Here is an 11,224-nt window from a genome sequence, read left to right as displayed (position 1 = left end):
CATGATGTCGTAGGTTCGAGTCCTACTGCCGGAGTTGATACATGATTAGAAACCTAGATATAATCGGGTTTCTTTTTTGCTATTTTTAAAATAGAATGCAGAATCTCGGGTTAAAATTATTATTTATAACACTAATTCAGGCTCTTGGTTGATGAAAAGCAGAGGACGAAGTTCATTCTCTTTTTTTATGTTCAAAGCAATGAGAATGTATTTTTTTAAAATTTTCATTTTTAGAGAATGAGTTACACTGTTTCATTTATCGAGAGGATTGTATTATCTTAATCAAATTAAGATTGTTTGGTTTTTAGACTGCTCATGGATGATTATATTTTGTAATAGATTTCCAGGTGAGATGCCTGACGAGTTCACCTATAAATAATACACTCTGGGGAGATTACGCATAGCAATCAATCAAAATTTGAAAATTTTTAGTTCGTACTCCTACCTATCCTATGCTGTTGCTTTTATCATCAGCTACTACATCAAGATTTTGGGGTTAATATAATGCAAGTGGCTGAGCAAAAACTCAATTCATGGTCAAAGTGTAATAATCGCTTATAGCGAAAAAAGCTTAAAATCAAGTTAATTAAAAGGTTGATTTTAAGCTTTTTGACTATTTTTATGAATTTTTACCTAGACTCTCAATTTTTATTCAAAAAAAGCTTTGTACAGTGCTTTTATAGCTGCTTTTTCTTGTTCGGAATTGATAACAATCATGATAGAAACTTCACTAGATCCTTGGGAAATCATTTGGATATTAATGTGATTATCTGACAGTGCTTTAGTTGCGGTAGCAGTCAAACCGATGTGACTTTTCATTTTTTCACCGACAATCATAATGATTGAGAGATCATGTTCGATTTCTGCGTGGTCAACTTCTAACTTTTGTCTTAATTGACGAAGAATTTCTTCCTCTTTAATGGGGGTTAACTCACGATCCCGAAGAATAATAGATAAGTCATCGATACCGGTAGGCATGTGCTCCCAGCGGATATTTAGATCTTCCAATATTTGCAGAACTTTTCTACCAAAACCGATTTCACGGTTCATGAGGTATTTAGACATGTTAATACTGGTGAAATGGGCATCTGCAGCAATACCTACTACAGGGAAGTCCCTGTTGCTGTGCTTTAAAACAATTTTTGTACCAGGATGAGTAGGGTTATTTGTATTTTTTATAACGAGTGGAATTTTCCCACGGTAAGCTGGAATGAGTGCTTCGTCATGTAATACAGTAAAACCTGCATAAGCTAATTCGCGCATTTCGCGATAAGTTAATTCTGGAATGGAGTGTGGCATGTGGATAATGCCAGGGTGTGCTGCAAAAATACCATCAACATCTGTAAAATTTTCATAAAGATCAGCTTTTACACCTGCAGCAATAATAGAGCCAGTAATATCAGACCCACCACGTGAAAAGGTGCAAATCTGGTCATTTTTTGTTACTCCAAAGAATCCTGGTATAATCAATACTTCATCAGCTTCATTTAATTCTTCGATTTTATCATAACTGGAGGGGAGAAGTCGCGCATTTCCTGGTTCACTGGACACAATAAGTCCTGCTTCTCTGGGATGAACATAACGTGCATTTATCCCATTTTGGGAGAAATAGGCTGCAATAAGTTTCGCATTATTATTTTCACCTGCAGCAAGAAAAGTATCGTACAAGAACTTATTATTTTCGATAGGAAGGCTTGCGAGCTTTTGGAAACTTTTTGAAATTCTTTCTAGAATATTTGGTTTGAGCTGCAGTTCTAACGCCATATCTCGATAACGCTGAATAATCCATTGTTGGTGCTTTGTTACGTCATTACCAGCAACATAGTCTCTATAATATTTAATGAGGGCATCTGTTACCTTTGTATCCTGAGTGCTTCGCTTCCCAGGCGCAGAGACAATCACGAATCGACGTTCAGGATCAGCTTTTATAATCTGTAATACTTTTTCTAATTGACCAGCAGAGGCAAGTGAACTTCCTCCAAATTTAACAACTTTCATAAATTCTCCTATAGGCTGATTGTTTAAATTATAGCAAAATTCTGAAATCTTTTCAAATTTACTTGTGCTTACTTGCTAAAGCAAATATTTTATGTTAGAATGTAACCGTATTATTTGATATTCAAATAATTTAATTGACAAAGAAAATAATTGTCGGAGGCAATTTAATGCAATTTGAAAATATTTTATATAGTGTCAATGACGGTGTTGCGACTTTAACATTGAATCGCCCGGAGGTTTCCAATGGGTTTAATGTTCCCATGTGTGAGGAGATTTTAAAAGCCATTGAATTGGCTGCTGAGGATAAAGCTGTCCAAATTTTGCTCATCAACGCAAATGGGAAAGTATTTTCTGTTGGTGGTGATTTGGCAGAAATGCAACGAGCAGTGGAGGCAGATGATATTCAGTCTTTGGTCAAAATTGCTGAATTGGTCAATGAAATTTCTTACTCAATGAAACAATTATCTAAGCCGGTCATTATGAGTGTAGATGGGCCAGTCGCTGGTGCAGCAGCTAATATGGTAGTCGCCGCGGATTTCTGTATTGCAACGGATCGTTCTCGTTTTATTCAAGCTTTTGTGGGGGTAGGTCTTGCTCCTGATGCGGGTGGTCTGTATTTACTTGCTAGAGCGATTGGTGTGACGAGAGCAACTCAATTAGCAATGACAGGTGAACCGTTAAACGCAGAAAAAGCTTTAAATTATGGTCTTTTGTATAAAGTTTGTGAAGTTGAAAAGTTAGAAACTACAACGAATCAAGTGATTAAGAAGTTGAAACGTCATTCACTTAATTCTTATCGTGCTATTAAAGAATTGGTATGGAAGAGTTTGTTTACTGGTTGGGATGAGTATGCAAAACTCGAACTACAGTTGCAAAAGACATTGGCTTTCACAGAAGATTTCAAAGAAGGGGTGCGAGCTTATGCTGAGAAGCGTCGACCAAAATTTTCTGGGAAGTAAAAAAGTAGTTGCAATTTAATTTGATATTTGATATACTTTTCTAGTCAAATGTTTTGATGCTGAAAGTTTTTTTGTTAGAGGAGGATAGATTTTTGGATTACCAATTGGTCAATGATTATTTAACATCTATTTTCAATAATGTATTGGTTATTGAAGAATCTAGTTTGAAAGGCAGTCGCTTCAAAGATATCTCTATCAAAGAAATGCACACGATTGATGTCGTTGGAAAAAACCCCAATGCGACCCCTAGTAGCGTAGCAAAGGAATTGATGGTGACACTAGGAACCGTAACAACTAGTTTAAATAATCTTGAAAGAAAAGGTTATATTGAACGAACACGTTCAGAAGTCGATCGTCGTGTGGTTCATCTGAATTTGACAAAAAATGGTCGCCTAATTTATCGCTTGCACAGAAGATTTCACAAGAGAATGGTTGAAAGAATTATTGAGGGAATGGATGCTGAAGAGATGAAGGTCATGGGAAAAGGTCTGACTAATCTGTATCGTTTTCTAGAGGATTTGAAATAATGAACTATGCTAAAATTAGTCAAGTCGCTCATTATGCTCCGAGTCAAGTGGTTACAAATGATGATTTGGCAAAAATAATGGATACGAGCGATGAATGGATTTCAAGTCGAACAGGAATAGAGCGTCGTCATTTATCACAAATAGAATCAACGAGTGTTTTGGCTACCAAGGTGGCAGAACAATTGTTGAAAAAGGCAAATATCAATGCAGATGAGCTAGACTTTATCATTGTGGCCACTATTACCCCAGACTCCATGATGCCTTCAACAGCTGCACGAGTTCAAGCAAATATTGGCGCAAGGCATGCCTTTGCATTTGACTTAACAGCGGCTTGCAGTGGTTTTATCTTCGCTCTATCAACGGCTGAGAAGTTAATTTCCTCAGGTCGTTACCAGAAGGGTTTTGTTATAGGAAGTGAGACCTTATCAAAAGTCCTTGACTGGTCTGATCGTTCAACTGCGGTTCTTTTCGGTGATGGTGCTGGTGGTGTTTTGCTAGAGAGCTCAGAGCAGCAGCATTTTTTAGCTGAAAGTCAATATACAGACGGTTCGCGTGGGGAAAGCTTGACTTGTGGTAAAGTTGGTTTATCTTCACCTTATTCTGAAAAGGGAGAAGTAGCGCCTTACTTGACAATGGATGGTCGAAAAATTTTTGATTTTGCTATTCGAGATGTGGCAAAATCTATAAAAAATACGATTGAATCCAGTAATGTTCAAGTAGAGGATATTGACTATTTACTATTACATCAGGCCAATATTCGCATTTTAGATAAAATGGCGAAAAAAATTGGTGTAGCAAGGGAAAAACTTCCTGCGAATATGATGGAATATGGGAATACGAGTGCGGCAAGTATTCCAATTCTTTTATCTGAGTGTGTTGAAAAGGGGTTCATTCATCTTGATGGCAGCCAAACAGTTTTGCTATCAGGATTTGGTGGAGGTTTGACATGGGGCACACTTATTGTTACAATTTAGTTATTATGTGGTAATCACATGAATATAAATATTTATTTTTAAAGGAGTCTATCATGGCAGTATTTGAAAAAGTACAAGAAATTATTGTGGAAGAACTTGGCAAAGAACCTTCAGAAGTTACTCTTGAGTCAACTTTTGATGACCTTGACGCAGATTCATTGGATTTGTTCCAAGTTATCTCAGAAATTGAGGATGCATTCGATATTCAAATTGAAACCGAAGAAGGATTGAACACAGTTGGTGACTTAGTTGCCTATGTTGAAGAAAAAACAAAATAAAAAATGAAACGGGGCTGAGAGAAGATTCTCGCCCTCTTTTAAAAAAGGTATTGAGGTAGACAGTCAATTTTGCTGGGGTGGAACGATAAAATCAATTTAAAGATGATAGGTTCCACTCCCTCTTGTTTAGGTAATAGTTTGATTTTCAAATTATACAAAGGGTATACTTGAAATGATTGAGCTATTACTTAAGCAATATAAAGGAAGGTATTATGCAAACACGTGTTACAGAATTGTTAAATATTAAATATCCTATTTTCCAGGGTGGGATGGCCTGGGTTGCTGATGGTGACTTGGCTGGTGCAGTTTCTAAAGCGGGAGGTCTTGGCATTATCGGTGGTGGTAATGCACCGAAAGAAGTTGTCAAAGCTAATATTGATAAAATTAAGTCATTGACAGACAAGCCTTTTGGCGTGAATATCATGCTGTTGTCACCGTTTGTGGAAGATATTGTTGACTTAGTGATTGAAGAAGGTGTCAAGGTTGTGACAACTGGTGCAGGAAATCCAAGTAAATATATGACTCGTTTCCACGACGCAGGTATTACAGTCATTCCAGTAGTTCCAAGTGTAGCATTGGCTAAGCGAATGGAAAAAATTGGTGCAGATGCAGTCATTGCTGAAGGAATGGAAGCAGGTGGGCATATTGGAAAATTAACCACCATGACTTTGGTTCGTCAGGTAGTTGAAGCAGTTGATATTCCTGTAATTGCAGCAGGAGGGATTGCCGATGGTCGCGGTGCAGCTGCAGGCTTTATGCTTGGTGCAGAGGCTGTTCAAGTGGGAACACGTTTCGTCGTTGCAAAAGAGTCAAATGCGCACCAAAATTATAAAAATATGATTTTGAAAGCTCGGGATATTGATACAACCATTTCTGCTCAACATTTTGGTCATGCAGTACGAGCTTTGAAAAATAAACTAACTAGAGAATTTGACCAAGCAGAAAAGGATGCTTTTAAGCAAGAAAATCCTGATTTAACTGTTTTTGAGAATTTAGGAGCTGGCGCTCTTGCAAATGCAGTTGTTCGCGGTGATGTTGAACATGGTTCTGTCATGTCAGGACAAATTGCGGGGCTTGTCAGCAAAGAAGAAACAGTTGAAGAAATTTTAAAAGATATTTACTACGGTGCAGCAGAGGTAATCCAAAAAGAAGCTAGCCGTTGGGCAGGAGTAACTAGAAATGACTAAAACAGCCTTTCTATTTGCAGGTCAGGGTGCTCAGTATCTGGGAATGGCTCGTGACCTTTACGATCAGTTTGATGTAGTGAGGGCAACCTATGATGAAGCAAGTCAAGTATTGGGCTATGATCTACGATATCTGATAGATAATGAGGAAGAGAAGCTCAATCAGACACGCTATACTCAGCCAGTAATTTTAACCACTTCGGTTGCTATTTACCGATTATTGCAAGAAAAAGAAATGCAAGCTGATATGGTAGCAGGCCTTTCTCTTGGGGAATACTCTGCCATGGTAGCAGCAGGTGCTTTGAAGTTTACAACGGCGGTTGATTTGGTGGCAAAGCGTGGTGCTTTTATGGAAGAAGCAGCTCCTGCTGGCTCTGGTAAAATGGTTGCGGTTTTAAATGCCGATTTAGCTACAATTGAAGTAGCTTGTCAAAAGGCAAGCCAGCTAGGAATTGTATCACCAGCAAATTACAATACACCTAGTCAGATTGTTATTGGTGGTGAAGTTGAAGCGGTTAACAAAGCAGTGGAATTGTTAAAAGAAGCTGGTGTTAAGCGTCTCATCCCTTTGAATGTTTCCGGTCCATTTCATACAGCTTTGCTAAAACCTGCAAGTGATAAATTGGCAAAAGTTTTGGAAACAGTTGAATTTGCTGATTTCAAACTTCCTTTGGTAGGAAATACAGAAGCAACTGTCATGGGAAAAGGACGAATTAAGGAACTTTTAACTCGTCAAGTTATGGAACCAGTTCGTTTTTATGATAGTATTGCAACGATGCAAAAAGTTGGTGTAACTAATTTTATTGAAATTGGTCCAGGTAAGGTTCTTTCTGGTTTTGTTAAAAAGATTGATAAATCAGCAAAGGTTGCTCACGTTGAAGATGTTAGAAGTTTATCTACTCTTCTAGAAAATAAGGAATAGGTATGGAACTTAAAGGTAAAAATGTTTTTATAACTGGTTCAACACGTGGAATTGGTCTTGCAATGGCACATAAGTTTGCGAGTCTAGGTGCCAACATTGTTTTAAACGGTCGCCGTGAGATTGATGAGGAGCTCGTTTCTGAATTTTCAGATTATGGTGTACAAGTGGTTTCTATCTCTGGTGATGTGTCAGACAGCACGGATGCCAAGCGGATGGTAGAAGAAACTATCGAAAAACTTGGAAGCGTGGATATTCTGGTTAATAATGCAGGGATTACAAAAGATAAACTCATGCTAAAATTGACAGAGGAAGATTTTGAGCAGGTCTTGAAAGTAAATCTTGTTGGTGCTTTTAATATGACTCAAGCGGTTTTGAAGCCAATGTCGAAAGCTCGTCAAGGTGCTGTTATCAATGTATCAAGTGTGGTTGGTTTGATTGGCAATGTCGGTCAAGCAAACTATGCGGCTTCTAAGGCTGGACTGATTGGATTTACTAAGTCTGTAGCGCGTGAAGTAGCAGCCCGCAATGTACGAGTGAATGCTATTGCACCAGGTATGATTGAGTCAGATATGACCGATGTTTTGTCTGATAAAGTGAAAGAAGCTACGTTAGCACAAATTCCAATGAAACGCTTTGGGAATACCAGCGAAGTGGCAGAAGTGGCAGCCTTTCTAGCTCGTCAAGAGTATTTAACTGGGCAAGTCATTGCCATTGATGGCGGGTTAACCATGAGGTAGAAGATGACTAAAACGTACGAGTTTTAAGCATGTGATATATTTTCTTAATAAAGGAGTTTGAAATGAAACTAAATCGAGTTGTTGTAACAGGATATGGAGTAACTTCTCCTATTGGAAACACACCCGAAGAGTTTTGGGATAGTCTAAAAGAAGGGAAGATTGGTATTGGTCCAATTACGAATTTTGATCCTAGTGTGATTGGTGTACATAATGCAGCAGAAATTAAAGATTTCCCACTAGAAAAACATTTTGTTAAAAAAGACAAAAATCGTATGGATATGTATTCTATTTATGCCATTCATGCAGCTTTAGAAGCGTTAGAAAATGCTCATCTAGATACCGAGACAGTTGACCATGATCGATTTGGTGTCATTGTATCTAGTGGGATTGGTGGCTTAAAAGAATTGCAAGATCAAATTATCCGAATGCATGAAAGAGGAGCCAATCGTATCCAACCGCTCTTCATTCCTAAAGCACTTTCAAATATGGGAGCCGGAAATATCGCTATTCGTGTGGGAGCTAATGGGGTATGTAAATCTATTACAACTGCTTGTGCGTCTTCTAATGATGCTATTGGAGAGGCATTCCGTGAAATTAAATTTGGTTTTCAAGATGTTATTTTAGCAGGTGGTTCTGAATGCTCTATCAACGAAATTGGTATCGGCGGTTTTGCAGCTCTTACAGCTCTGTCCACAAATGAAGATCCAAAACGTTCATCTATTCCATTTGATAAAGATCGAAATGGATTTGTAATGGGAGAAGGTGCAGGTGTTTTGGTAATTGAAAGTCTAGAACATGCTGAAAAACGTGGGGCAACGATTTTAGCAGAAATTGTGGGGTATGGAAATACTTGTGACGCATATCACATGACAACACCATCACCAGCTGGTACAGGGGCTGCTAAAGCTATGAAACTAGCCATTGAAGAAGCAGGATTACAACCTTCAGATATTGCCTATGTGAATGCTCATGGAACTTCTACACAAGCCAATGAAAAAGGTGAAAGTCAAGCGATTGTTAATGTTCTTGGGAAAGAAGTACCGGTTTCTTCTACGAAATCTTTCACAGGTCACCTTCTTGGTGCAGCTGGTGCAGTAGAAGCTATTGCAACGATTGAGGCAATGCGTCATAACTTTGTACCGATGACTGCAGGAACGCAAGAACTTTCAGATGATATCGAGGCGAATGTCATCTATGGTCAAGGGCAAGAACATGATATTCCATATGCGATTTCAAATACCTTTGGCTTTGGTGGGCACAATGCTGTACTTGCATTCAAGCGCTGGGAGGCTTAAATGAATATCAATGAAATCAAAGATTTGATGGCTCAATTTGACCAATCAAGTCTGCGTGAATTTTCTTATAAAAATCAAAGTGATGAATTAACGTTCAGTAAAAATGAAAGAACAGTTGAATCAATTGCTCCTTCTGCAGAGGATTCAACAGTGAACACCAATCTTGTTTCACAAGTCGAAGTTACCCAGCCAACTGTTCCTCCAATTGTGGAGGAAACCATTAGTCCAGAAATACCCATAGCTGAAGGCGATGTAGTAGAAAGTCCATTGGTTGGAGTTGCTTATCTTGCTTCAGGTCCTGATAAACCTTCTTTTGTTTCCGTTGGCGACCAAGTGAAGAAGGGGCAAACCTTGATGATTATTGAGGCCATGAAAGTGATGAATGAAGTTCCGTCACCTAAGGACGGTATTGTGACAGAAATTCTTGTCCAAAACGAAGAAATGGTCGAATTTGGGAAAGGTTTGGTGCGGATTAAATGATTGATATCAATGCGATAAAAGAAGCTCTTCCACATCGTTATCCTATGCTATTGGTTGACCGTGTGCTGGAAGTGAAAGAAGATGAGATTGTAGCGCTTAAAAATGTTACAATCAATGAGCCTTTCTTTAACGGTCATTTTCCTAAATATCCTGTCATGCCAGGAGTTCTCATTATGGAGGCTTTGGCTCAAACAGCCGGTGTTTTGGAATTGTCCAAGGAGGAAAATAAGGGGAAATTGGTCTTTTATGCCGGAATGGACAAGGTGAAATTTAAAAAACAAGTTGTTCCTGGTGATCAGCTCATCATGACAGCGAAGTTTGTGAAGCGTCGTGGCACCATTGCGGTTGTGGAAGCGAAAGCAGAAGTTGACGGGAAGTTGGCAGCGAGTGGTACTTTAACTTTTGCCCTCGGACAATAAAAAAGGAGATTTCACCATGTTTCGTAAGATTTTAATTGCCAACCGTGGGGAAATTGCGGTCAGAATTATTCGTGCAGCTAGAGAGTTAGGGATTGCGACAGTCGCAGTCTATTCTACTGCTGACAAAGAAGCCCTCCATACTTTACTGGCAGATGAAGCGGTTTGTATAGGTCCAGCAAAGTCGACAGAATCCTACCTCAATATGAATGCGGTTCTTTCCGCCGCAGTTTTGACTGGAGCAGAGGCGATTCATCCAGGCTTTGGTTTTTTGAGTGAGAATTCTAAATTTGCGACCATGTGCGAGGAAGTTGGTATTAAATTTATCGGTCCTTCTGGAGCGGTAATGGATTTAATGGGGGATAAAATCAATGCGCGTGCTCAGATGATTAAGGCTAATGTGCCTGTAATTCCAGGTTCTAGCGGCGAAGTTCATACTTCAGACGAAGCACTTGCGGTTGCAGAAAAAATCGGTTATCCAGTCATGCTGAAAGCTTCTGCTGGCGGTGGTGGCAAAGGCATTCGGAAAGTCGAAAAGGTGGAAGATTTAGTGGCCGCCTTTGAATCGGCTTCCAGAGAAGCCAAAGCAGCTTTCGGAAATGGCGCCATGTATATGGAGCGGGTTATTTATCCGGCTCGTCATATTGAAGTCCAAATTTTGGCTGACCAACATGGTCATGTTGTCCACTTAGGCGAGCGCGATTGTTCACTTCAAAGAAATAATCAAAAAGTGCTGGAAGAAAGTCCGTCGGTTGCGATTGGCAAAACGCTTCGTCAGAAGATTGGGGAAGCAGCTGTTCGAGCTGCAAAATCTGTCGGATATGAAAACGCTGGAACGATTGAATTCTTATTTGACGAAGACAAAAGAGAATTTTATTTCATGGAAATGAATACACGTGTCCAAGTGGAGCATCCGATAACGGAATTTGTAACGGGAGTGGATATTGTCAAGGAGCAAATAAAAATTGCTGCGGGGCAAGAGCTGTCTTTTAACCAAGAAGATATTCATATAACAGGTCACGCGATTGAATGCCGAATCAATGCAGAAAATCCTGCATTTAACTTTGCACCAAGTCCGGGAAAGATTTCTAATCTCTATCTACCGAGTGGGGGAGTGGGGTTGCGTGTGGATTCTGCAGTTTATCCTGGCTACACGATTCCGCCGTATTATGACAGCATGATTGCCAAGATTATTGTTCATGGTGAAAATCGTTTTGATGCACTTATGAAAATGCAGCGTGCGCTCTATGAATTAGAAATCGACGGCATTGTGACAAATAGCGGTTTTCAGTTAGATTTGATTTCAGACCCACATGTCATTGCTGGCGATTATGATACAGCTTTTCTTATGGAGAAATTTTTACCAGCTTATCAAAAGAAAAAGTAGAGGAGTAAAGGATATAAGTCATGGCTTTGTTTTCCAAAAAGGATAAGTATATTCGGATCAATCCAAA

General features: G+C 39.1%; 12 protein-coding genes. 11 read left to right on the top strand and 1 reads right to left on the bottom strand.

Going from position 1 to position 11,224, the window contains the following annotated elements; translation table 11 throughout:
* Positions 1–648: 648 nt before the first annotated feature.
* Complete coding sequence (locus HMPREF2887_RS06690) at positions 649–1,998, bottom strand: aspartate kinase (protein WP_021001269.1); 1,350 nt, start codon at positions 1,996–1,998, stop codon at positions 649–651.
* A gap of 167 nt (positions 1,999–2,165) precedes the next feature.
* On the opposite strand from HMPREF2887_RS06690, the gene HMPREF2887_RS06685 reads away from it, so the two are divergent.
* From HMPREF2887_RS06685 to HMPREF2887_RS06635, 11 genes are all read left to right on the top strand, one after another.
* A complete protein-coding gene (locus tag HMPREF2887_RS06685) occupies positions 2,166–2,957 on the top strand; it encodes an enoyl-CoA hydratase (RefSeq protein WP_003026024.1) in 792 nt (263 codons plus the stop codon).
* A 92-nt stretch (positions 2,958–3,049) separates the two neighbouring features.
* A complete protein-coding gene (locus tag HMPREF2887_RS06680) occupies positions 3,050–3,484 on the top strand; it encodes a fatty acid biosynthesis transcriptional regulator FabT (RefSeq protein ID WP_021001270.1) in 435 nt (144 codons plus the stop codon).
* Positions 3,484–4,458: a beta-ketoacyl-ACP synthase III gene (locus tag HMPREF2887_RS06675; RefSeq protein ID WP_021001271.1), complete on the top strand. Its 975-nt coding sequence runs from the start codon at positions 3,484–3,486 to the stop codon at positions 4,456–4,458. Before HMPREF2887_RS06680 ends, HMPREF2887_RS06675 begins: the two co-directional genes overlap by 1 nt.
* A gap of 53 nt (positions 4,459–4,511) precedes the next feature.
* Entirely contained in the window at positions 4,512–4,736 is a 225-nt protein-coding gene (locus tag HMPREF2887_RS06670; protein ID WP_003026017.1) for an acyl carrier protein, read from the top strand.
* A 212-nt stretch (positions 4,737–4,948) separates the two neighbouring features.
* Entirely contained in the window at positions 4,949–5,923 is a 975-nt protein-coding gene (gene fabK, locus HMPREF2887_RS06665; protein ID WP_049514558.1) for an enoyl-[acyl-carrier-protein] reductase FabK, read from the top strand.
* Positions 5,916–6,842 (top strand): ACP S-malonyltransferase, encoded by a 927-nt coding sequence (gene fabD, locus HMPREF2887_RS06660; protein WP_057489566.1) that lies wholly within the window; start codon positions 5,916–5,918, stop codon positions 6,840–6,842. Before fabK ends, fabD begins: the two co-directional genes overlap by 8 nt.
* Positions 6,843–6,844: 2 nt before the next feature.
* On the top strand, positions 6,845–7,579 hold the full coding sequence (fabG, locus tag HMPREF2887_RS06655; RefSeq protein WP_057489567.1) for a 3-oxoacyl-[acyl-carrier-protein] reductase: 735 nt from the start codon (positions 6,845–6,847) through the stop codon (positions 7,577–7,579).
* Between the two features lie 62 nt (positions 7,580–7,641).
* Entirely contained in the window at positions 7,642–8,874 is a 1,233-nt protein-coding gene (fabF, locus tag HMPREF2887_RS06650; RefSeq protein ID WP_021001274.1) for a beta-ketoacyl-ACP synthase II, read from the top strand.
* Positions 8,875–9,354, top strand: a complete 480-nt coding sequence (gene accB, locus HMPREF2887_RS06645; RefSeq protein ID WP_004224978.1) for an acetyl-CoA carboxylase biotin carboxyl carrier protein — start codon at positions 8,875–8,877, stop codon at positions 9,352–9,354.
* The gene (fabZ, locus tag HMPREF2887_RS06640) at positions 9,351–9,773 is read left to right on the top strand and encodes a 3-hydroxyacyl-ACP dehydratase FabZ (RefSeq protein WP_021001275.1); all 423 of its coding nucleotides are present in this window, start codon (positions 9,351–9,353) and stop codon (positions 9,771–9,773) included. Before accB ends, fabZ begins: the two co-directional genes overlap by 4 nt.
* 16 nt (positions 9,774–9,789) lie before the next feature.
* Entirely contained in the window at positions 9,790–11,157 is a 1,368-nt protein-coding gene (locus HMPREF2887_RS06635) for an acetyl-CoA carboxylase biotin carboxylase subunit (protein WP_021001276.1), read from the top strand.
* Positions 11,158–11,224 lie beyond the last annotated feature (67 nt).

The organism is Streptococcus sp. HMSC071H03 (assembly GCF_001813035.1).
Taxonomy (GTDB): domain Bacteria; phylum Bacillota; class Bacilli; order Lactobacillales; family Streptococcaceae; genus Streptococcus; species Streptococcus anginosus.
This window is presented reverse-complemented; position numbering and strand designations above follow the sequence as displayed.